At 71.8% G+C, this 21,067-nt stretch carries 20 protein-coding genes; 3 read left to right on the forward strand and 17 right to left on the reverse strand.

Features of this window, described 5'->3' with window-relative positions:
* Positions 1 to 212 precede the first annotated feature (212 nt).
* Positions 213 to 1,031, forward strand: coding sequence for an SAM-dependent methyltransferase (locus ACTWQA_RS14260; protein ID WP_443159693.1), 819 nt, complete (start codon positions 213 to 215; stop codon positions 1,029 to 1,031).
* 12 nt (positions 1,032 to 1,043) lie between these two features.
* On the opposite strand, the gene ACTWQA_RS14265 is transcribed toward ACTWQA_RS14260, so the two are convergent.
* Positions 1,044 to 2,186 carry an FAD-dependent monooxygenase gene (locus tag ACTWQA_RS14265; protein WP_443159694.1) on the reverse strand — a complete coding sequence of 381 codons (1,143 nt, stop codon included), beginning with the start codon at positions 2,184 to 2,186 and terminating at the stop codon, positions 1,044 to 1,046.
* Between the two features lie 37 nt (positions 2,187 to 2,223).
* Positions 2,224 to 5,433: a BTAD domain-containing putative transcriptional regulator gene (locus ACTWQA_RS14270; protein WP_443159695.1), complete on the reverse strand. Its 3,210-nt coding sequence runs from the start codon at positions 5,431 to 5,433 to the stop codon at positions 2,224 to 2,226.
* A gap of 141 nt (positions 5,434 to 5,574) precedes the next feature.
* On the opposite strand from ACTWQA_RS14270, the gene ACTWQA_RS14275 reads away from it, so the two are divergent.
* Complete coding sequence (locus ACTWQA_RS14275; RefSeq protein ID WP_443159696.1) at positions 5,575 to 6,396, forward strand: AfsR/SARP family transcriptional regulator; 822 nt, start codon at positions 5,575 to 5,577, stop codon at positions 6,394 to 6,396.
* 57 nt (positions 6,397 to 6,453) lie between these two features.
* Here ACTWQA_RS14275 and ACTWQA_RS14280 read toward each other — a convergent pair whose 3' ends face one another.
* From ACTWQA_RS14280 to ACTWQA_RS14300, 5 genes are read right to left on the reverse strand one after another with little or no spacing between them, the layout of a single operon-like run.
* Positions 6,454 to 8,322 carry an ABC transporter ATP-binding protein gene (locus tag ACTWQA_RS14280; RefSeq protein WP_443159697.1) on the reverse strand — a complete coding sequence of 623 codons (1,869 nt, stop codon included), beginning with the start codon at positions 8,320 to 8,322 and terminating at the stop codon, positions 6,454 to 6,456.
* 5 nt (positions 8,323 to 8,327) lie between these two features.
* Positions 8,328 to 8,873 (reverse strand): TlpA family protein disulfide reductase, encoded by a 546-nt coding sequence (locus ACTWQA_RS14285; protein ID WP_443159698.1) that lies wholly within the window; start codon positions 8,871 to 8,873, stop codon positions 8,328 to 8,330.
* Positions 8,874 to 8,887: 14 nt separating this feature from the next.
* The gene (locus ACTWQA_RS14290) at positions 8,888 to 9,403 is read right to left on the reverse strand and encodes a MauE/DoxX family redox-associated membrane protein (protein ID WP_443159699.1); all 516 of its coding nucleotides are present in this window, start codon (positions 9,401 to 9,403) and stop codon (positions 8,888 to 8,890) included.
* A gap of 13 nt (positions 9,404 to 9,416) precedes the next feature.
* Positions 9,417 to 9,860 (reverse strand): signal peptidase I, encoded by a 444-nt coding sequence (gene lepB / locus ACTWQA_RS14295; protein ID WP_443159700.1) that lies wholly within the window; start codon positions 9,858 to 9,860, stop codon positions 9,417 to 9,419.
* An 11-nt stretch (positions 9,861 to 9,871) separates the two neighbouring features.
* Positions 9,872 to 10,051, reverse strand: a complete 180-nt coding sequence (locus ACTWQA_RS14300) for a hypothetical protein (protein ID WP_443159701.1) — start codon at positions 10,049 to 10,051, stop codon at positions 9,872 to 9,874.
* Positions 10,052 to 10,209: 158 nt separating this feature from the next.
* On the opposite strand from ACTWQA_RS14300, the gene rarD reads away from it, so the two are divergent.
* Entirely contained in the window at positions 10,210 to 11,172 is a 963-nt protein-coding gene (rarD, locus tag ACTWQA_RS14305) for an EamA family transporter RarD (protein WP_443159702.1), read from the forward strand.
* Here the strand turns inward: rarD and ACTWQA_RS14310 are convergent.
* From ACTWQA_RS14310 to ACTWQA_RS14355, 10 genes are all read right to left on the reverse strand, one after another.
* Complete coding sequence (locus tag ACTWQA_RS14310; RefSeq protein ID WP_443159703.1) at positions 11,066 to 11,899, reverse strand: hypothetical protein; 834 nt, start codon at positions 11,897 to 11,899, stop codon at positions 11,066 to 11,068. The genes rarD and ACTWQA_RS14310 overlap by 107 nt on opposite strands.
* Positions 11,900 to 12,056: 157 nt before the next feature.
* Positions 12,057 to 12,179 carry a hypothetical protein gene (locus tag ACTWQA_RS14315; RefSeq protein WP_443159704.1) on the reverse strand — a complete coding sequence of 41 codons (123 nt, stop codon included), beginning with the start codon at positions 12,177 to 12,179 and terminating at the stop codon, positions 12,057 to 12,059.
* 131 nt (positions 12,180 to 12,310) lie between these two features.
* Positions 12,311 to 13,501, reverse strand: coding sequence for a tetratricopeptide repeat protein (locus tag ACTWQA_RS14320; protein WP_443159705.1), 1,191 nt, complete (start codon positions 13,499 to 13,501; stop codon positions 12,311 to 12,313).
* Entirely contained in the window at positions 13,498 to 14,835 is a 1,338-nt protein-coding gene (locus tag ACTWQA_RS14325) for an AAA family ATPase (RefSeq protein ID WP_443159706.1), read from the reverse strand. The genes ACTWQA_RS14320 and ACTWQA_RS14325 overlap by 4 nt, the downstream gene beginning before the upstream one ends.
* A 95-nt stretch (positions 14,836 to 14,930) precedes the next feature.
* The gene (locus tag ACTWQA_RS14330; protein WP_443159707.1) at positions 14,931 to 15,476 is read right to left on the reverse strand and encodes a GNAT family N-acetyltransferase; all 546 of its coding nucleotides are present in this window, start codon (positions 15,474 to 15,476) and stop codon (positions 14,931 to 14,933) included.
* Positions 15,473 to 16,963: an ABC transporter ATP-binding protein gene (locus ACTWQA_RS14335; RefSeq protein WP_443159708.1), complete on the reverse strand. Its 1,491-nt coding sequence runs from the start codon at positions 16,961 to 16,963 to the stop codon at positions 15,473 to 15,475. The genes ACTWQA_RS14330 and ACTWQA_RS14335 overlap by 4 nt, the downstream gene beginning before the upstream one ends.
* Complete coding sequence (locus tag ACTWQA_RS14340; protein ID WP_443159709.1) at positions 16,963 to 17,724, reverse strand: ABC transporter permease subunit; 762 nt, start codon at positions 17,722 to 17,724, stop codon at positions 16,963 to 16,965. Before ACTWQA_RS14340 ends, ACTWQA_RS14335 begins: the two co-directional genes overlap by 1 nt.
* Positions 17,721 to 18,665, reverse strand: coding sequence for an ABC transporter permease (locus tag ACTWQA_RS14345; RefSeq protein ID WP_443159710.1), 945 nt, complete (start codon positions 18,663 to 18,665; stop codon positions 17,721 to 17,723). Before ACTWQA_RS14345 ends, ACTWQA_RS14340 begins: the two co-directional genes overlap by 4 nt.
* Positions 18,662 to 20,074 (reverse strand): ABC transporter substrate-binding protein, encoded by a 1,413-nt coding sequence (locus ACTWQA_RS14350; RefSeq protein ID WP_443159711.1) that lies wholly within the window; start codon positions 20,072 to 20,074, stop codon positions 18,662 to 18,664. Before ACTWQA_RS14350 ends, ACTWQA_RS14345 begins: the two co-directional genes overlap by 4 nt.
* A 152-nt stretch (positions 20,075 to 20,226) precedes the next feature.
* Positions 20,227 to 20,994 carry a sulfite exporter TauE/SafE family protein gene (locus ACTWQA_RS14355; RefSeq protein ID WP_305924334.1) on the reverse strand — a complete coding sequence of 256 codons (768 nt, stop codon included), beginning with the start codon at positions 20,992 to 20,994 and terminating at the stop codon, positions 20,227 to 20,229.
* Positions 20,995 to 21,067: the final 73 nt, after the last annotated feature.

The raw sequence follows: 21,067 nt of genomic DNA on the forward strand, positions 1-21,067 counted from the left end.
GCATCGGCCATCCGGCTGTATTTACGGTCATCCTCGGCGTTACAATCCCGCCCCGGCGACCACTGCCGCGCGCACGCCTCAGGCGGTCTCCGTAGCCCTGCCGGGGTGGCGCCTCAGTAACGAGAACGTGTTCTCTTCCGGCTGACCGTCCTGCCGGAGGAGCCGAGTAGGATTGGTGCCACATAGCACCTGGCGAAGGAGACGGCACACACGTGACCGAGCTAGAACGCGTTCCGCCCGGCATCGACCCGAGTGTCCCGAGTTCTGCCCGGGTGTACGACTACTTGCTCGATGGCAAGGACAACCTCGCCATCGACCGGGCGGTTGCCGAGAGGCTTCTCGCGGTGGCCCCGGACACACGCCTGGTCGCCAGGGCCAACCGGGTCTTCCAGGTCGAGGCCGTTCACCACGTGGCCGCGCTGGGCGTGCGGCAGTTCATCGACCTGGGCACCGGCATCCCGACCTCGCCCAGCATCCACGAGACCGTCCGCAAGGTCAGCCCGGCGTGCCGGGTGATCTACGTGGACTACGACCCGGTGGTGCGCATGCACGCCGAGGTGATGCTGGCCGACGCCCCCGGCATCGCCTCCATCCAGGCCGACCTGCGCCGCCCCTCGGAAATCCTCGACGACCCCAACGTCACCGGCCTGATCGACTTCGACCAGCCGGTCTGCGTGCTGATGGTCGGCGTGCTGCACTTCGTGATGGACGCAGAGGATCCCGCCGGCATCGTGGCCGCCTTCAGGGAGCGGATGGCGCCCGGCAGCTTCCTGATCATCTCCCACGCGATGGCGGAGAGCGACCCGGAGGCGATCGCCCAGCTCCAGATGGCGACGGCCGGGACGTCGGCCCAGGGCAGGTTCCGCGGGCACGAGGAGGTGCTGCGGCTGTTCGACGGGTTCGAGCTGATCGGGCCGGGCCTGGTGCCCGTGCACGAGTGGCACGTCGACCCGGCCGACGATCGCCTCCCGCTGCTGGACGACAAGCCGCGGCTCCTGATCAAGGGCGGGGTCGGGCGGCTCAAAGCCTGATCCCCCGGTAGTTCAGTATGTCTTGAGCTCGATGTCGGTCGCGAGCTTGTCGCCCATCTTCATCATCAAAGCCAGCAGGAAGCGGTATTTGAAGATCCAGTTGCGCAGCCGGATCCCGGCCGGAGTCGCGGGGGCGAGGAAGGGGCCGGCGTTGCCGTTCTTGGCGATCTTGGCGTATCCGCGAAGCTGACGCTCGTACTCGGCGAAGGCCGCATGGTGGTCGCCGCCGGCCGCGGCCAGCTCGCCGGCCAGCACGTACGCGCCCACCACCGCCAGGCCGGTGCCGAAGCCGCCCAGGGTGTTGCCGTACGCCGAGTCGCCGAGCAGCACCACGCGGCCCTTGCTGTAGCGGTCGATCCTGACCTGGCTGATCGAGTCGAGGTAGACGTCGCCGGCGCGGTGCACCGCCTTCATGACTGCGGGAACCTGCCAGCCCACACCCGCATAGACCCGTGCCAGGATGTCCTTCTGCTGCCCGGCGTCGTAGCGGTCGTAGTCCAGCCGGTCGGAGGCGAAGACGAAGAACGCCGGCGCCTTCGGTCCGCCGATCGCCACCATCCTGCCGGGCTCGTTGTACATCATCGCGGCCGGGCCGAAGTCCTCGTCCAGGTCCACCAGGGCGTAGTAGTGACCGAGATGCCGGACATAGTCGGACTCGGGGCCGAAGGCCAGGCGGCGCACGGCCGAGTGGATCCCGTCCGCGCCCACGACCAGGTCGAACGTGCGGGGCGAGGAGCGCTCGAAGGTCACGTGCACGCCGGTCGGGGTCTCGGTGAGCGAGGTGATCGAGTCGCCGAAGACGTACGCGCAGGACGGGGCCGTCTTCTCGTACAGGAGCCTGGACAGGTCGCCACGCGTGATCTCCAGGTCGCCGCCGGTGAACTCGCCCGGCATGATCGCCAGCGTGCGCCCGTTCGCGTCGACGATCTCCTGGTCCGTGCCGCCGGTCTGGAGCCTGCGCACGTCGTCCAGGATGCCCATGCGGGCCAGAACCGTACGGTGGGTCTCGCCCTTGAAGTCGACGGCCTGGCCGCCGAGGCGCAGGGCCGGGGCCTTCTCGACGACCGTGACGGTGAAGCCGTAGCGGATGAGCCAGTGGGCGAGGGCCGGGCCGGCGATGCTGGCGCCGGAGATGAGGATGTTCGCGTTGCGCATGCACGCAGCCTCGGCTGAGTCGCTGACAACTCAGCGACTACCGGCTGACAGCCGCCGCACCCCCTGTCAGCACCGACAGTGCGTCGTCTTGCCCCATGGCCGCGCCCCTGGCGTACGCCGCCGCGAACGCCTCCGGACCGAGGACGCGGGTGGCGGCGGCCGCGACCTCGGCGACGTCCCGGTCCCCGGCCACCGTCGTGCCCCGCAGCGCCACCGCCACCCCGAGCAACACCGCCGCCTTCTCACCTGCCTGAGGCGAGGTGCCGGCGAAGAGGGTGTTTCCCGCCAGACCCTCGGCGACGTCGGCGAGGTCGGTCACCAGCGGTGAGGCCAGCGCCGCGGCCAGCGCCTCGTGGTGCCTGCGGCCCGCCTCCGCCACGTCACCGCGGGCCTGCGCCAGCCGCCCGAGCGCCGTCAGCACGCGTGACCTGCTGCCCGTGGCGGTGAACACGCCGCCCTCAGAGGAGACCTCCAGCGCGGAGGCCAGCCGATCGTCCGCACCGGCCAGGTCGCCCTGCCGCCGGGCGATCTCAGCCCGCCGCAGCTGAACCTCCGCCGTGAGCCCCGGCCTGCCCATCGCCCGCGCCAGCTCCCCGGCACGCTCGCAGTCGGCGCGTGCCGCCGACGCGTCCCCGGCACGCAGGCGAGCGCCGGCCCGCCGCCCCAGCACGTCCACCAGCTCATCCAGCGCGCCGAGCTCTTCGAGGAGTCCGATCGCGTCCTTCCACAGCCCCATGGCGCGGGCCCAGTCGCCGCGCCAGCTCGCGATCAGCGCCAGCGAGTCCAGCGCCTGCGCCTTCCCCCAGCGCTCACCCACCGCGCTGAAGTCCGCCAGCACCGTTTCCAGCTCCCGCTCGGCGCGCCCGACCGCTCCGTTCAGCAGTGCCAGCAACGCGTTGCCGAGCGCTTCCAGCGCCCGGCTCCACGGATCGGCGCCTATCCGCCGATCCCGCCCGGCCGCTCCCGGCTCGGGCGGGCCCACGGTCATGCCCCACAAGGCGGGGCCGAACCGGGAGCGCATCGGCCGGTCCAGCGAGCGGATGATCGCCCGTGCCCGCTCCCAGTGCGGCGACCCGGTGTCGGGCAGGGCGTGGAGCACGGTCAGCACGTACTCCTCGCCGAGCCCGGCGGGCGGCTCCGGCCCGATCGTGTCGAGGAGGCGTACGGCGGGCGCGGTGGCCTGATCACGCCGCCCGCTCAGCCACCAGTACATCGCCAGCGCCGCCACCAGCCGCAACGCCGTCGCTGCGTCGTGCGCCACGCTCCAGCGCAGCGCCGCCCGCAGGTTGGCGTTGTCGGCCGACAGCCGGGCCAGCCAGTCGAGCTGCTCGGCCCGGTAGAGGTGCTCGTCGGCGCGGCGCGCCAGCTCCAGGAACCAGGTCGCGTGGGCCTGCCGCAGCCGTTCCTCCTCACCTGCCTCGGCCAGCCGCTCCGCGCAGAACAGGCGGATGGTGTCGAGCATCTGGTAGCGCTCGCCGTCCGTCTCGACCAGCGACTTGTCCACCAGGCCCGCGAGCGGCCCGGCGGCTTCCTCACCACAGACCCGCTCGATCGCCTCGAGGGTCGCACCCCCTGCGAACACCGAGAACCGCCTGGCCAGCTCCTGCTCCTCGGCGTCGAGCAGGCTCCAGCTCCACTCGACGACCGCGCGCAACGTCTGGTGGCGGGCGGCGGCCGTGCGGTCGCCGCGCGAGAGCAACCTGAACCTGCCGTGCTCGGCCAGCCGGGTGGCGATCTCTTCCACGCCGAACGTCCGCACCCGGGCCGCCGCCAGCTCGATGGCCAGTGGCAGGCCGTCGAGCGCTGCGCAGATGCGGAGCACCGCGTCCACGTTGTGCGGTCCGACCGTGAAGCCCTGCCGCACGGCCGCCCCCCGGTCGGCGAACAACCGGACGGCGGGGTAGCGGTACGGGTCCTCGGTGTCGGGCGGCGGGGTGGGCAGGGGTGCCAGCGGGACCACGTGCTCGCCGGTGATGCCCAGTGGCTCCCTGCTGGTGGCCAGGATGGTGAGGCGGGGGCAGGAGGCCAGCAGGCGGCGGGCGAGCGTGGCCGCCTCGGTGATGACGTGCTCGCAGTTGTCCAGGATGATCGTCAATTCCTGCTCGGCCAGCGCCGTCACCAGCCGTTCGGCCGGATCAGGCGGCTCAGCGGCATGGGGAGACCTGGCGGTGACGGGCGGCCGAAGCGCGGACTCCCGCAGCCCGAGCGCCCCGAGCACCGCCGCCGCCACCTGCCCCGACCCGTATGCCCCCGTCAGGCGGCCTGCCGGTCCCGCGGCGTCGACCGGCGCCAGGTGGCCGGTTGGTCCCGTGGCGTCGACCAGCGACAGGTCCACGAAGCACGCCTCCCGACCGGGTCCGGCTTCGATGGCGAGGCGGGTCTTGCCCGTGCCGCCGGGGCCGACGATCGTCACCAGGCGGGCCTCGCGGAGCGCGTCGAGGCGGGCCAGCTCCTCCTCTCGCCCCACAAAGCTGGTCAGCTGGGTCGGCGGCGGCGTCCGGGCGACCCGTTCGCGGTGCCGTTCGCCCCGCAGGATCTCCAGGTGCAGGGCCGCGAGCTCGGCCGACGGGTCGGCGCCGAGTTCGTCGGCGAGGAGCCGCCGCGTGTCCTCGTACACCGCGAGTGCCTCCGCCTGCCGGCCGGCCGCCAGCAGCGCCCGCATCAGCAGCCCCCGCGCCCGCTCGCGCAGCGGATGGACGGCCACCAGCTCCCGCAGCGCCCCCACCGGGCTGGCTTCCGGGAGTGCGAGCTCGGCCTCCATCAGGTCCTCCAGGGTCGCCAGCCGCAGCTCCTCCAGGCGCCGTGACTGCGCGGCCGCGAACGGCGCGTCGGACACGTCCGCGAGCGCCGGGCCCCGCCACAGGTCGAGTGCGTCCCTGAGCAGGGCTGCCGCGCCCGTGTACAGCCCGTTCGCGAGCAGCCGCCGCCCTTCGCGGACGAGCCGCTCGAACCGGTGCGCGTCCACGTCCTCCCGGTCGACGGCCAACCGGTAACCCGCCCCGTGGAACTCGATCAGGCCGGCGGGAAGGCGGCGGCGAAGCCTGGAGACCTGCGCCTGGACGGCGTTGGCGGCACCTGCCGGCGGGTCGTCGCCGTACTGGCCGTCGATGAGCCGTTCGACGCTCACCGTCCGCCCCGCGTCGAGCAGCAGCATCGCGAGCAGGGCACGCGGGCGGGCGCCGCCCACCGCGACTGCGTCACCATCGGGCGATCGCACCGACAGCGGCCCTAGGATGCCGAACTGCACGACCCCGATTGTCCCTTATGCCGGGGTCGACGGGTGAAAGTTTCATGCCGTCCAGCCCCGGGTTGACAGAGCATTGACACATGATCGACACGTACGTAGCGTGTCGTGGGAGCGCTCCCAAAATCGTCTGTCGGGGGGAACATGGGTCTTCGATTCGGCATCCTCGGACCGGTACGGCTGTGGCGAGACGGCGTTGACGTGCCGCTGGGGACGACGAAACAGCGGCTCATGCTCACCCGGCTCCTGCTGGAGCCGAACCGCGCGGTCTCCCACGACCGGCTCTTCAGCGCGCTCTGGGAGGACAGCCCGCCCAGGTCGGCGCGGGCCAACGTACGCAGCTACGCGAACCTCCTGCGCAAGGACCTGGACGGCCGCCTGCGCGCGCACCCGCCCGGCTACCAGCTCACCGTCGAGCCCGGCGAGCTGGACGTCGCCGACTTCAACGAGCTGGTACGGCAGGGGCGCGGCGCGATGGGCGGCGACCGATACGAGGAGGCGCTGGGATACCTGACCGCGGCGCTCGCGCTGTGGCGGGGCGCCGCCGCCGATGACCTGCCCAGGACGGTCGGGGTGGCCGCCCAGCTCGACGCGCTGGAAGAGCAGCGCTATCTGGCGATCGAGGAGTGCGCGCGAGCCCGGCTGGCACTCGGCAGGCACAGTGAGATCATCGGCGGTCTGCGCGAGACGCTGGCGCTGCAACCCACCAGAGAGCGCCTGTGGGGGCACCTCATGCTGGCGTTGTACCGCACCGGGGACGTGGCGGGCGCGCTGACGGTGTACGCCGAGGCACGGCGGGCCCTCCACCGCGAGCTCGGCATCGAGCCGGGGCCGGAACTGGCCGAGCTGCACCACCTCATGCTGAACCGCGATCCGCGTCTGAGCGGCCCCACGCTGGGCTGGCGCGGCCGCCGCCCTCGCTGCCACCGCCGCCCCGTCCGGCTGCGCTTCACCGGCCGCCGCTGACGCCCGCCGCCTGCGCCCTCACCCGCGACCCGTGCGCCCGCGCACGAGCCGCCGGGGTCAGGCGTCGGCGGGTTGGTAGCCCTGGGCCTGCAGGTCGAAGAGCTTCCGGTAGAGCCCGTCCAGCCTGATCAGCTCTTCGTGCGAACCCTGCTCGGCCACCTGCCCGTCGTCGAGTACCACGAGCACGTCCGCCTCCCGCACCGCCCCGAGCCGATGCGAGATCAGCAGGCTGGTGCGCCCCGCCCGGTGCTCGCGCAGCCGGTTGTGGATCTCGTGCTCGGCCTCGGCGTCCAGCCCCGAGCTCGGCTCGTCCAGGATCAGCAGGTCGCGCCCCTCGCCCAGCACCGCCCGGGCCAGCGCGAGCCGCTGCCACTGCCCGCCCGACAACACCACCCCGGCCTCCGGGTCGGGCCCGAAGAACATCCTCGTCAGCATCGTGTCGTAGCCGCGGGGCAACGCGCTGACCGTTTCGTGGACGCCTGCCTTCCTGGCCGCGGCCTCGATCCGGGCGGCGGAGGCGGCGGGCTTGTCGCGGCCCGCCACGTCGCCGATCGCGATGTTCTCGGCGGCGGTCAGGTCGTACTCCATGTAGTCCTGGAACACCGCGCCGATCCGGCAGCGCAGCTCGGCGGGGTCGAGGTCACGCAGGTCGACGCCATCCCACAGGATCGCGCCCCGGTCCGGGTCGTAGAACCTGCACAGCAGCTTGACGAGCGTGCTCTTGCCCGCGCCGTTCCTGCCCACCAGCCCGACCGAGGAGCCGCACGGGATCGTGAAGCTGACGCCGCGCAGCGACCAGGGATGCTCAGGGGAGTAGCGGAACCACACGTCGCGGAGCTCGATGCCGTGCTGGAGGGTGGGCGGCACCACCGGCCTCGCCGGCACCGGCAGGTCGGGCCCGGCGGCGGTCACGGTCAGGTAGTGGTCGAAGGTGAGCAGCTGCTGGTGCGCCATCGTCACCTCGCCGACCAGCCCGGCGAGCGCCGCCTGCACACCGACGATCGAGGTGGCGAGCAGGGCGATGTCGCCCGCGGTGAGCCGGCCCTCGACGGCGGCGAACAACGCCCAGATCAGCCCGCCGCCGGAGATCACGCCCGACACCAGCCCGAGTCCGCCCTCGAGGCCCAGCTCGCGGCGGTCGAGGCGGCGGCGTTCTGAGTCGGCCGCGAGCCGTTCGGCGTTCATCCTGGACCTGAAGTACCGGCCGGCGCCGAACAGACGCAGCTCCTTGGCGGCCCGCACGCTGGACAGGAGCTGCCGGTAGAAGAACTCGCGCCGTTCCATCGGCCCGATCCGCCACATCATGGACGCGCGCTGGCGCGACAGGCGCAGCTCGGCGGCCAGCGCGGGCAGCGCCGCCACCAGGACCGCGCCTGCCAGCAGCGGGCTGATGACCAGCAGCGAGCCGAGGAAACCCAGCACCGTGACGAACCCGCGGCAGACCGCCAGCGCCCCCGAGACCACGGCGCTCGGGGCGGCGCCGCCTGACGTGTGAGCCAGGCTCATCCGGTCCAGGAACGCGGGGTCCTCGAACTTGGCCAGGCCGGCCAGGCGCTCCACGCCGGCGAAGAGCCGGTCCTGAGCCAGACGGCCGGTGCGGCGCTGCAGCTCTTGGCGCAGGTAGCCGGAGACGTGCGGGAGCGTGATGGCCGCCACGCCCGCCACCGCCAGCCCCGCGCCCACCGCCACCAGCGCGGACGAGCCGGCCGTCCGGTGCGCGATCACGTCCAGCGCCGACTTGGTCAGCCAGGCGGCGGCCACGGGCACGGCCGCTTCGAGCAGGGCCAGCATCGCGTACGCGAGCACGTGCCACCGGCCCGCCTGCCAGGCCAGCCCCAGCGCGCGGGCGAGCGCCGCCGGGCTGGCCTTCATCCGCACGTCCGCCACGGGTGCGGCGCTCTCCGGGAAGATGGTCTGCGAGGTCACGGCCGTTATGCCCGGGCGAACGAGAAGACCTGGTTCAACCGCAGCCCGCTGGCCATGATCCGGCCACCGCCGCCCACGATCGCGAAGACGGGGAACGCCTGCACCTGCAGCGCCGACGTGACCGGCCCGCCCATGTCCTCGACCACCACCCGGGCCACCGGCTCCAGCTCCGTCCGCAGCGGCCCCGACTCTCCCTTCTCATCGACGATCACGGCGAGGACCTGCTGCGGCCCCCCGGGGAAGCGCTCGGCCGAGGCGAGGAAGTCCGGCATCGCCTTGTGGCAGGCGTCGCAGCCGGGAGAGAAGACGCCCACCAGGACCGGCTCCGTGATCAGGTCCCGTGAGACGGCGGCTCCGTCTGTGGCGATGGTGTCGTACGGCGGCGCGACCGCGCCCTCGCGCAGGATCGCCTGCCGCCCGTGCCCGTCGTCGGAGCGGGCCGCGAGGGCCTCGGAGTGCTTGCGCAGCCGGCGGATCACGCCGACGGTCAGCGCCAGATTCAACAGGCAGAGCACGCCCAGCAGGATGACGAGCGTGACGATATAAGGCATGGCTGACCTCCAGGTCAGGCAGTCGGGCTGAACAGGTCGATCAGGTCGTCGCCGAGGGCCACCACGATCGCGGCGACCGCTCCGGCGGCGACGGCGGTCAGCATGGCCGCCACGTCCCCGGTCACGGGCGCGTACGTGAGGAGTCCCAGGGCGGACACGGCCATGAGGATGAGGTTGCGTGCCAGGTGGCCGCGGCCGAGTGGCCGGTCGGAGGCGCCGAAGCACGCACACGGGGTGCGCTCGGCCCGCCGCAGCGCGGCCGCGATCGCGCAGGTGAACGCCGCGAGCAGGCCCAGTGCCAGGGCGAATCCCGCCTGTACGGTGCCGGGCACGGCGACGAGCACCACGATCGCGAGCTCGGCGGCCACCACGGCCGCGGCCGCCACGCGGACCGGCGGCCACGGCGGTGCGAGCCTGCGAGTCGCGGCCAGGAAATCGGCGTATGCGCTCCTGCCGCGCAGCTTGCTCGCCGCCGACACGAGGAACAGCAGGGCCACCAGACTGCGGCAGCCCAGGGCGACGTACTCCACGCAGCTTCCTCCACTAATGCAGACGGCGGAGCGCCACTCCCAGCAGGGTGCCGGCGTCAATGAAGCCGCACTGCCGTGAGTCGAAGCTGGCCGACGGGTTGTCACCCAGGACGACCAGCCGGTCCGGCGCCACCCGGTGCTCCGGCACCACGGCCTGGACCGAGTCCGGGACCGGGTCGCCAGGCAGCGCCACCACGCGTTTGACCATCCAGCGCCGTTCGGGCGGCGGCGGCTCGCCGATGCCCAGCCAGTCGGGCGTCTCGAACACGACGACGTCCCCGACGGAGATCCGGGTCAGCCGCGTCCGCCTGACCAGGAGCCGGTCGCCCGCGTGGAAGGTCGGCTCCATGCTGAGGCCGGACACCACGACGACGGCGAGCCGGCGTCGCAGGAGCAGGAGCGCGAGCAGGAGCCCGGCGACCGTGAGGAGACCGGCCGTCCACGCGAGCATGGTCATCTATGCGGCCGTCAGCAGCAGTTGCAGTGCCAGGGGCCGCACGACTCGCCGGTGCCGCACGAGGCGCCCCAGGTGCAGCACTTGCGGACCAGGCAAGAGTTGCCCTCGTACCAGCACGGACACGCCGCCTGGGCCGAGTGCTCCGGGACCACCTTGGAGAGCAGCCAGTCGCTCAGCTTTCCGATTCTCACGCGAACCGCCTTTCATCTGGCGTTTGGGGATCATCGGAAACGTTAGAAACGGCCCTGACAATTCACATACCAGACGGGTACGTGCCGCATACATTCCGAGTGTTCGGCGGGCACAAGGCCGGGCGCGTCCTCGGCGAGCGAGCGCGTACTGTTGACGGATGTCCGTTGCTCGCCAAGGCGTCCTGTTCGGCGTGGCGGCGTACCTGCTCTGGGGGTTGTCGGCGCTCTACTGGCCGCTGGTCGAGCCCACGGGCGCGGTGGAGATCCTGGCGCTGCGCGTGCTCTGGTCGCCGGTCGCGGTTGGGATCCTGGTGCTCGCGCTGGGCCGCCGTCGCCAGGTGGCGGCGATCGTGCGCCGGCCGCGAGACCTGGCGCTGCTCGCCTTCGCGGGCCTCCTGACGTCCGTCAATTGGGCGTTGTTCATCTGGGCCACGATGAATGGCCACGTCGTCGACGCCGCGCTCGGCTACTTCATCACCCCGTTGGTCAGCGTCACGCTTGGAGTGGCGCTCCTCGGGGAGCGGCTGCGGGCCGGGCAATGGGCGGCGATCGGGCTGGGCGCCGCCGCCGTGGCCGTTCTCACGGTCGCGTACGGCGGGTTCCCCTGGATCGCGCTCACTCTGGCCGCCACCTTCGGCGCGTACGGTCTGATCAAGAAGCGGGTCGGCGTCGGGGCCGTCGAAGGGCTGATGGTGGAGACGGCGGTGCTGTTCCCCTTCGCCGCGATCTACACGGTCGTGCTCCAAGCGTCCGGCCAGGCTACGTTCGGGCACATATCCGTGGCCAACACACTCCTTGGCGTCGGCTCCGGGTTCGTCATGATGGCGCCGATGCTGCTGTTCGGCGCGGCGACCACGAGGATCCCGCTCAGCCTGGTCGGCATGCTGCAATTCCTCGAGCCGGTCGTGCAGTTCCTGATCGGGATCCTCGTGTTCCGTGAGGTCATGCCGGCGGCCAGGTGGGCGGCGTTCGCACTGCTGTGGGTCGCGCTCGCCGTGCTGACCACCGAAGGGCTCAGGACACGGAGTCCGACGTCCGCGGATCGTCCAGCTCCACGGCGCTCCTCTCGATCATCTCGAACTGCGTCATCAGCCGTTCGAGATCAGGAGGCGAGACCGTGAACGTGTCGTAGACGGCCTCGCCCGCGGCGGTGTAGCTGAGCTCGTGGCCGCACGAGCCGTCCCACAGGGCGCTGATCACCCGCATCGCGGTGGGGAGCCGGTCGACATGCACCCGGCGCACCCGAACTCCGGCGGCGATCTGCTCGCGCGCCAGTTCGTCGAGCTCGTCGCTCCACTCACGGTAGATGAACACCCTGCGGATCTTCACGCCCCGCTTCAGCGCATTGAGCTGTGCCTGCCAGTATTGCCTGCCGACCGGCTCGCGCCACCAGGTGAGATCCACCGAGGGCACGCTGGTGGCGCACATGGTGTGTTCCGTCTGGTCGATCAGGCGCTGGAACACCGCGTTGTCGCCGTAGGGCGTACGGAAGTGGCCCCGCTCCAGGTCGGTGAGAGTGCGCAGGCACTCCTCGAACGCAGCCCGGCAAGCGTCGACGGCCGGAGTGTTGGGGTATTCGCGCTCCACGTGCTTGGCCGCACGGAGCATGGGCACCATCAGGTCGGGAAGCCATGGGATCTTCTCGATCGTGGAGACCAGTTGGCCCACGGTGGTCTCGTGATCGACCCTGCGTTTCTCCTTGAGCAGAGTCTGCACCTGTAACGTGATCACGCCGCCGATGAGACCGGCCACGAGCGCCAGTCCCTGGGCGGTGTCCTCACGGACGTAGAAGATCACGCCGAGCAGGACCGACAGAGCGGTGCCGATGATCAGGACGGGATCCAGCACGAGTGGCGATGATTTCCTCGCAGGCCTCTTCACAGAATCTCCTGAAGATGGGGGAATGCAATATTAGTTTGGCATGCTCCTGTGCGTCAGCGCCTGTCACAGAGCGTGAATGTCCGGCCCGCTCCGGACACGTCGGCTCAGCCCATCGTCGCCGTCGTCAGGTCGCGGCCCACGATGATCCGCCCCTGGTAGCGCCTGCCACGGCCGTGTCCACGGCGTAGGCCAGGCCGTCGCGCCCGACCCACCAGGCGCCGTCGGTTCGCAGTACGTTGACGCTCACGCCCTCATCGCCTTCATCAGTCCCAGCAACCGGGCCACGTCGATCTCGTTGTCCTCGCGTAGCGCCGACATGACGGTGCGCAGCAGGCGGGGGGAGGGGTTGGCGCCGAGGAAGTCCCAGGCGGCTGAGCGCTACACGGCGCCGTCCAGGAAGAAACGCCGTACGCCGGCCGCCACCCAGATCGTGCCCAGCCCGGCGTACGTGCTCAGCAGCGCGACGGCCGGCGCACCGGCGATCACCGCCGTGCCGGCGGCCACCACCAGCAGGCCGGTCCAGCCGTAGAGGACCGCGCGCCCGCGCGGCGAGCTGGTGTGGGTGGTCTCCTGCACAGCGGTGACCAGAGCCATGACCGCTGCGCCTGCCGTGCCGACGGCCTCCTGGCCGAGCGCGATGCCAAGGGCGAGCACCCCGGCCCCGGCGAGCACCAGAGCGCAGCACGCGATGGCCACGCGGGCTTCGACGCCCTCGAACAACAGCCTGGTGGCCCTGGCGCGGGCCAGCCGCACCACGGTCACCGACTCGCCGACCCACGCCGCCCAGTGCAGCAGCGCGATGAGCACGAAGACGGCGATCAGCGGCGGGACCACGGGCAGCAGGAACACCAGCCGCCAGCCTCCGCGGTAGCGGCGCCGCAGGTTCGAGAGCAGGCGCTGGAGCGGGTTGCGCTGCTTGAGCGCCTTCACCAGGAGGTCCCTGGCCGGGCCGAAGCCGGGGTCGAGGCGGAGCACCTCGCGGAAGGAGTCGGCGGCCGCCCGGGGATCGCCGAAGGCCAGCGCCGCCCGGCCGGCCGCCAGGTGCGCGGTCGCGCTCTCCGGGTCCAGCCGTACGGCCTGCGCGGCGGCGGCCCTCGCCGGCCCGGCCTCGCCCAGCTTGGTGTGGGCCATCGACAGCAGGCTCACCAGGTCCGGCACCTCAGGATCGATGGCCAGCCCGCGCTGGGCCGTCTCCGCCATCCGACGCCACTGGCCCTTGATCATGTGGGCGCGGGTCAGCAGCTCCCAAGCCGACGCCTGCTCAGGGGACTGCGCCAGGGACGCCTCGGCGGCGGCGATCGCCGGGTCGGCCAGGCCGATGCGGTAATACACCTGGCCCGCTATGTAGTGCGGATACCAGTGGCCGGGGGCCAGCCGCACCGCCTCCTGCGCCGTGGCCACCGCCTCGGCCGCCTTGCCCTGGCGGACCAGGGCGAGGGCCAGCAGGCAGTGCGCCATGTCCTGCTGCGGCTCGACGGCGAGCACGCCGCGCAGCTCCCGTTCGGCGTCGGCCGGTCGGCGCAGCCGCAGCAGGGTCCTCGCGCGGCCGATCGCGTCGTCGACCTTCACCGTTTGGCCTTGATCCACGGCATCAGCTCGTCCCAGGCGCCGGATTCGTTGGCGTGCAGGACGTAGTTGCGGGCCGTGGCCAGCCACTCGCGTACCGCCGTGGGCTTGGCGCCCTTGGCGGCGGCCAGCAGGTCGGCGGTCGACATCGGGATGGGGCGGCCCGCGCTGATCGACTGCTGGAGCTTGACCTCCACCGCCCGGTCCACCACGCCCTTCAGGTCCGCGCCGACCAGGTGCTCGGTGGCCCGCGCCACCGCGTCGAAGTCCATCTCGGCCAGCGGCTTGTCCCGGCAGAGGATGCGCAGGATGGCCGCGCGGGCGGCGGCGTCCGGCGGCGGCACGAACACCATCTGGTCGAACCGGCCAGGGCGGCGGAAGGCCACGTCGATGTACCAAGGCGCGTTCGTGGCCGCCAGCACCAGGACGCCTTCGTTGGCGTGCTGGTCCACGCCGTCGAGCTCGGCCAGGAACTGGTTGACCAGCTGCCTGGTGTGCGCCTGGCGCATGTCGGAGCGGCGGGCGGCCAGCGCGTCGACCTCGTCGAAGAACAACACGCACGGGCGGTTGCGGCGGGCCAGGTCAAACGTGGCACGCAGGTTGCGCTCGCTGGAGCCGACGTACATATCCAGGATGTCAGCCAGGCCGACGTTGACGAACGCCGCGCCGAGCTCGCCTGCGGCGGCCCTGGCCAGGTGTGTCTTGCCTGAGCCCGGCGGGCCGTACAGCAGGACGCCGCCGCCGGCGCGCTTGCCGTACGCGGCGAAGAGCTCCGGCTGCTGGATCGGGAGCAGCAGCTTGACCCGCAGCGCTTCCTTGACCGCCTCCATTCCTGCCACGTCCGCGAAGGTGAGCTTCGACCGCTCCACCTCCTCCTCCGAGGAGTCCGGCGGTGCGGCGGCCGGGGGCGGGGGCGGGGAGGAAAGTCCCGTGGTCGCGACGGTCAGCCGCTCGGCCAGCTCCGGGTCGGCGACCGACGGATCCCTGGAGATCGCCTCGTAGTAGCGATAGGCCGCCTTACCCGTCTCACCCTCGCCGAGCAGGGCCCGCGCGGCGATGATTCCCAGCCGCGGCGGATAGCCGGGCGAGGCCAGGAACGGCTCCAGCGCCGACAGAGCCGCACCGTACGCGCTCTGCCGTACGAACGCCTCGGCCAGACCCGCCGTGATATCCGCGTCCTTGGGCGCGAGCACGAGCGCGGCGCGGAACTCGGCCTCGGCGTCGGCCAGGTAACCCTTGGCCAGGAGCTGCTCGGCGAGGTGCCGTCGGAGAGGGAGGTTGTCCGGTGACAGGCGCGCCGCCTCCCGGAGCGCCTGAAGGCCGGCATCGTCGAGCACGTGCCCGTCCCTTCTGTCGCGGAAGTCCCGTCGTTACCAAGCTACGCAGGCTACCGGAGGTGGTGCCGGCTGGATCGAAAGGACCGGGCTGCTGCTCAGGCCGCTCCTGCTGCTCGCCGCAGTGGAAGCTCGAAATGGAGCGTCTGGAGGTGCTCGGGATCTCCGTCGCGGTCGTCGAAGACCGGCTCGGCCAGCGAGCGCCAGAACGCCTCCGCCCCCGGCACCCGGGTGTCGGTGTGCAGGTAGATCGACCGGTAGTCGCCGCACTCCGCGACGAAGCGGCAGGCCTGGTGGACCAGGTCGCGGGCCAGGCCGTGCCGGCGATGGGCGGGGGCCACGTACACCCGGAAAAGCTGCGCCGTCGTGCCGTCCGGGTAGAGCCTGGCCAGCCACTCCGGGTGGGGCGGACTCTTCGGCCCCTGCGCGCGCACGGCCGTGGTGCCGACCACTTCGTCGCCGTGCAGGGCCACGAGGAGTGTGTGCCGGCACGGCAGGAGGTACGTGCCCTCCAGGTCGATCACGTCCCCATGCCATTGAGGCTGGTAGCCGTAGCCGAAGTCGCGGTAGAAGGTGTCCAGCATGACCTGCCGCGCGCCGTCGAGGTGGCGAGGCAAGGCGGGCTGGATGACGTAAGGGTTCATGATCTTTCGTCCCATGTGAGCCGGCCGTCGTCGAGCGTGGCGACGCGGTCCGCCAGTCTGGCGACCACGTCCATGTCATGACTGATGAGCAGCAGCGTCAGGCCGAGGTCGCGACGCAGCTCGTCGAGCAGGTCGAGGATGGCGGCCTGGACGAGCGCGTCCAGGCCGGAGGTGATTTCGTCGCAGACGAGCACGCGCGGGCCGGCGAGCAGGGCGCGGGCCAGCGCGGCGCGCTGCAACTCGCCGCCCGACAACGCCGACGGGCGGCGTCCGGCCGTCTGCTCGCCGAGGCCGACGCGCTCCAGCAGACTGCCGGCCTGCGCCGTGGCCTCCTGCGTGGTGGCGCCGCGTAGCCGCACCGCCGTCCTGGTGACCTGGGCGGACACGGCGCGGTACGGGTCGAACGAGGCTCTGGCGTCCTGGAAGACGTACTGGACGTCACGAGCGCGCCTGGCCAGGTGGCCGGGGAGCGGGCGACCGCCCAAGGCGATCGTGCCGGAGGCCGGCCGGTGCAGGCCCGCGACGCAGCGGGCGAGCGTGGTCTTGCCGCTGCCCGACCTGCCCACGACGGCCAGGCAGGCCCCGGCCGGGACGCTCATGCTCACCCCCGCGAGCACGGGCGGGCCGCCCCGGTGCGCCGCCACGAGATCCCGCACCTCGAGCAGTACGTCACCAGCGCCGGTTGCGGCCCGGGGTTCCGGGCGGGCGGCGAGCAGGCGCCGGGTGTAGTCGTGTCGTGGTGTGTCCAGGACGGAGGCGGCCGGTCCCGACTCGACGACGCGGCCCGCGTGCATCACCGCCACCCGGTCGGCCAGCGTGCGCACCATGGACAGGTCGTGGCTGAGCAGGACCAGGGCGATGCCCTGCGCACGCAGCCGGCGGAACTCCTCGATGACCTCGGACCTGAGGAGGCCGTCCTGGCCGGTCGTCGGCTCGTCGGCGACGATCAGGGCCGGGTCCGGCAACAACGCCTGGGCCAGCACGACCCGTTGCTGCTGGCCGCCGGAGAGTTGGTGCGGGTAGCGGCCGAGCAGTTCCACCGGCAGCCGGGCCCGCCGCGCCGCCTCCACCACCCGCTCATCAGCGGCCTGCGCCAGCCGCCGCCGTGTCCAGCCCTGTGCTCCGCCGGCCTGCTGACGCCGCCGTGTCCAGCCCTGTGCTCCATCGGCCTGCTGTCGCCTCCCGTCGGCGGCCCGCGCGACCTGCCACCGTGCGACCTCCCACAGGACGCTGCCCACCCGCCGCACCGGGTTCAGCACGCTGGACGGATGTTGCGGGACGTAGGCCGCAGTGCCGGCGAGGCGGACCTCGCCGGTGATCCGCACCCCGGGCGCGTGCTCGCCCAGCAGCGCCAGCCCTGTGGTGGTCTTGCCGCTGCCCGAGGCGCCGACCAGCGCCAGCACCTCGCCCGCGGCCAGCTCGAAGGACACACCGTCCACCAGGACGTGCCCGTCCACCTCGGCCCGCAGCCCGGAAACCCGCAGCATCACCGCCTCCTCGCCCGGTCGAACGTCAGGTTCAGCCCCACCGACAGGGCGACGATCAGCAGTGCGGGCACCAGCACCGCCCACGGCTGCAGGAACATCCCGGTACGGTTGCGGTCCACCATCACCGCCCAATCGGCGGCGTCCGGCGCGAGACCGACGCCGAGGAAGCTCGCCGAGGCCACCAAATACAGTGCGCCGACCAGCCGGACCCCGACGTCGGCCAGCAGCGTGGTGAGCATGGACCGGCCGGCGTACCCGATGGCCCGGCGCCACCACGTCTCGCCCTGCAGGCGCAGCGCCTCCATCGCCGTGCTGCTCGCCGCTTCCAGGGCCGCCGCCCTGGAGATCCGCACCACCTCGGGCATCCCGATCAGCGCCACGATCCCGACCAGCACGGCGGGCCCCGGCGAGAACAGCCCCGCCAGCATGATGAGCAGCAGCAGCGACGGGACCGCGAGCAGCAGGTCGAGCGGGCGCATCAGCAACTCGTCCACCCACCGCCGCCCGGCCAGGGCCGCCGCCATCCCGAGCGGCACCCCGGCCGCGTACGCGAGCGCCGTCGCCAGCACCGCCACCGTCACCACCGAACGCCCGCCGAGCAGCACCTGCTCCCACACGTCGCGCCCGACGAAGTCCGTGCCGAGCGGGGGGACGGCGGCGAAGGAGACGCCGCGCGGCTCGGGCGCACCCGCCAGCCATGGCCCGGCGAGCGCCAGCACCAGCGGCACGGCCAGCAGCACGACCCCCACGCTGCGCCTCATGCGAAAGCCTTCGGCGCCAGCCGGTACGCCGCCAGATCCGCCATCAGATTGACCACCACGGTCGTCGTCGCGAACACCACGCAGAGCGCCTGGATGACCGGAATGTCCCTGGCCGCCACCGAGTCGTTCAGCAACGTGCCGAGGCCCGGGATCACGAACACCGACTCCACCACGATCACCCCGCCGAGCAGCCAGTCCGTGGTCCTGGCCAGCTGCTGCACGCCCGGGGCCAGGGCGTTCGGCAACGCGTGCGTCAGGATCACCCGCCGGCGCGGCAGCCCCAGCCGGCGGGCGTGCGCCGCGTACCCGGAGCCGAGCGCGTCGATCATGCCCGCGCGTACCAGCCGGCTGATCGAGCAGACCGGCCTGGCCAGCAGCACCGCGACCGGCAACACCAGCAGCGCGGGCTGCTGGAGCAGGTTGGGCGGCGCGCCGACCGCCGTCGGCGGGAACCAGCCGAGCCGCACCGCGAACACCGCCACCAGCACCACACCCAGCGCGAACTCCGGGATCGAATACAGGCCGACGGTCACCGTCGTCAGCACCCGGTCCAGCGGCCCGCCTTGACGTACCGCCGCCGTCACGCCCACGGCCACCGAGATCGGCACGAGCAGCAGCAGCGTGAGGCCGGCCAGCACCAGAGTCGGCGGCAGGCCGTCGGCGAGCACGCCGGGCACCGGGCGCCCGGAGACGAGCGAGACGCCGAGGTCTCCACGTGCCAGCCCGGCCAGCCAGCCCGCCCACCGCTCGGCCGCCGGACGGTCCAACTCCAGGGCGTGCCTGATCTGGGCGATGCGTTCCTCGTCCGGGATGTCCCCGGCCAGCACGACGGCGGCGTCGCCGGGCAGCGCCTCGGTCAGCACGAACACCAGCGTGGCCACTGCCACCACCTGTGCCACGCCGAGCAGCAGCCGCCGCAGCGCGTAGCGGGCCAGACTCAAGCCAGCCATACCTTGTCGAAGCGGGCCCAGTCGAGGGTGTTCGCAGGGGCGTTGGCGATCCCGCGCACCCGCGGAGAGGTGCCGAGCAGCCAGTCGGCGAAGCCCCAGATGAGGAAGCCGCCCTCGGCATGCAGCGTGCGCTGCATCTCCAGGTAGATCTCGCCGCGCTTGTTCTCGTCGGGGCTGGCGACGGCCTGGTCGTAGAGCGCGTCGAACTCGGGGCGGGCCCATTTGGTGGCGTTCGTGGTGGAGCCGGTGAGCAGCCGCTGCGAGATGTGCGTCTCGATGGGCATCGCCCCGGAGCGGTAGCAGCAGATGACGCCCTTGTTCAGCACGTCGGCCCAGTAGGTGTCCTTGTTGCCGGTGGCGGCCGTCATATCGAGCCCGGCCTGCCTGGCCTGGTCGGCGAAGACGCTGGCCGCCTCCAGGAAACCGCTGGCCGCCGCCGAGGTGTCGAGCCGCACCTTCATGCCCTTCGCCCCGGCCTTGTCGATCAGCCACTTGGCCTGCTCGAGGTCGGGGGTGCGCTGCGGGATGCCGGCCGCGTAGTACTGGTAGTCCTTGCCGAACAGGTCGTTACCCACCTGCCCGGCGCCCGCCAGCACGCTGTCGATCATCTGCTCGCGGTCGGCCAGCAGGAACATGGCCTGCCGCAGCTGGGGGTCGTTGAAGGGCGGCCGGTCCACCTTCATCGCGAACGCCTGCATGCCGCTGTTGCTCAACCGGGTGATCGCCATCCGGCCGCCGCCCTGGTGAGTGCGGGCCGTGGCCGGGGCCAGGTCGTGCGCGTAGTCGGCCTGCCCGCCGAGCACGGCGTTCACCCGGGCGGACTCCTCGTTGGCGATCAGGTATTCGAGCTCGTCCAGGTACGGCGGCCCGTCCCAGTAGTTCGGGTTCCTCTTGAGCAGCAGCGACCGGCCAGGCTGGAACGAGCCGAACACGAACGGCCCCGACCCGACGGGCTTGCTGAACTCGTCAGCACCCTCAGGCACGATGTAGGCGCCGAAGGCCGCCAGCACGTTGGGGAACTCGGCGTAGGGGCGCTTCAGCGCGAACTCCACCGTGCGGTCGCCGATCGCGCGGCTGTTCTTCAGGTCGATCAGGGCGAGGTTGGCCTTGGCGCGGAAGGTGCGCTTCTCGTCGGCGATGCGGGCGTAGCTGTGGAGCACGTCGGCCGCCCGCACCGGCCGGCCGTCGTGGAAGGCGGCCTCGCGCAGCGTGATCCGCCACGTGCTGAGCTTCTTGTCCGCCTCCCACCCACTCGCCAGGCGCGGCACGATCGACACGTCGGTCCCGTAGTCGGCGAGCTTGTCGAACATCGCCTTGGACCGTGACGCCTCCAGGAACAGGTTGGCCAGGTGCGGATCCAGGCTCTCTTGGGCCCCGCCGCCCGCGAACGCCGCCCGCAACCTTCCACCCCTTCTGGGCTGAGACGACACGGTCCCGGATTCAGATGGGACGGCACATCCGGCGAGGACGATGGCGGCGGCGGAAAGGAAGGCACGACGATCGGGGCGCATAGCCGACAATGGTAACGATTTTCATTTATGCCGCAAGCTCTCTAGTCTGTGAGGAGTTTCACGATCGCCACGACGCCGATGCAGACGATCACACCGCGTAGGACCGGCTGTGGCAGTCTCCGCCCGACCCTGGCCCCGAGAAAGCCGCCCGCCATCGAGCCCAGCGCCACCAGCAGCACCGCGAGCCAGTCCACGTCGGCCACCACCGCATACAGCACGGCGGCCACCGAGTTCACCAGCAGCACGAGCACGTTCTTCGCCGCGTTCAACCGCTGCAGGTCATCGGCGAGGAGGATGCCCATCACGCCGAGAAGCAGGATGCCCTGCCCCGCGCCGAAGTAGCCGCCGAACATGCCGGCCGCCAGCGTGCCCAGCCACAGCCACGGCCCGCCGTGCGCACCGGAGCTCGACGCGGGGTTGAGCTCCGGCGCGTTGAGCAGGCGGCTGAGCCTGGGCTGGATCAGGACCAGCGTGCAGGAAATCGCGATCAGCACGCTCACGATCAGGTTGAAGCTGCTCTCGGGCAGGTTGAGCAGCAGGAAGCCGCCGATCAGTGAGCCGATGGCCGAAGCGGGGGCCAGCTTGAGCAGGCGCTCGCGCTGGCCCTTCAGCTCGGGCCGGTAGCCCATGACGCCGGTGAAGCCGCCGGAGACGAGGCCGATGTTGTTGGAGACGTTGGCGGTGATCGGAGGCAGGCCGACGGCCAGCAGTGTGGGGAACGTGATCAACGATCCGGACCCCACCACGGTGTTGATGGCCCCGCCCGCCACGCCGGCCGCCAGCACCGCGGCCATCTCCCAAGGTGTCATGCCGGGAGACTCTAGAGGACGTCTTATTGAATAAGACGATCGCTCTCGACATATGAGACTCGGGACGCCGCGA

Source organism: Nonomuraea sp. 10N515B, from assembly GCF_052245915.1.
Classification (GTDB): domain Bacteria; phylum Actinomycetota; class Actinomycetes; order Streptosporangiales; family Streptosporangiaceae; genus Nonomuraea.

What these genes read in the sequence shown, in the direction of transcription:
- ACTWQA_RS14265 (WP_443159694.1), bottom strand. Translation starts at nt 2,186, where the DNA reads ATGCGCAACGCGAACATCCTCATCTCCGGCGCCAGCATCGCCGGCCCG.
- ACTWQA_RS14275 (WP_443159696.1), top strand. Translation starts at nt 5,575, where the DNA reads ATGGGTCTTCGATTCGGCATCCTCGGACCGGTACGGCTGTGGCGAGAC.
- ACTWQA_RS14285 (WP_443159698.1), bottom strand. Translation starts at nt 8,873, where the DNA reads ATGCCTTATATCGTCACGCTCGTCATCCTGCTGGGCGTGCTCTGCCTG.
- lepB (WP_443159700.1), bottom strand. Translation starts at nt 9,860, where the DNA reads ATGACCATGCTCGCGTGGACGGCCGGTCTCCTCACGGTCGCCGGGCTC.
- rarD (WP_443159702.1), top strand. Translation starts at nt 10,210, where the DNA reads ATGTCCGTTGCTCGCCAAGGCGTCCTGTTCGGCGTGGCGGCGTACCTG.
- ACTWQA_RS14330 (WP_443159707.1), bottom strand. Translation starts at nt 15,476, where the DNA reads ATGAACCCTTACGTCATCCAGCCCGCCTTGCCTCGCCACCTCGACGGC.
- ACTWQA_RS14335 (WP_443159708.1), bottom strand. Translation starts at nt 16,963, where the DNA reads ATGCTGCGGGTTTCCGGGCTGCGGGCCGAGGTGGACGGGCACGTCCTG.
- ACTWQA_RS14340 (WP_443159709.1), bottom strand. Translation starts at nt 17,724, where the DNA reads ATGAGGCGCAGCGTGGGGGTCGTGCTGCTGGCCGTGCCGCTGGTGCTG.
- ACTWQA_RS14355 (WP_305924334.1), bottom strand. Translation starts at nt 20,994, where the DNA reads ATGACACCTTGGGAGATGGCCGCGGTGCTGGCGGCCGGCGTGGCGGGC.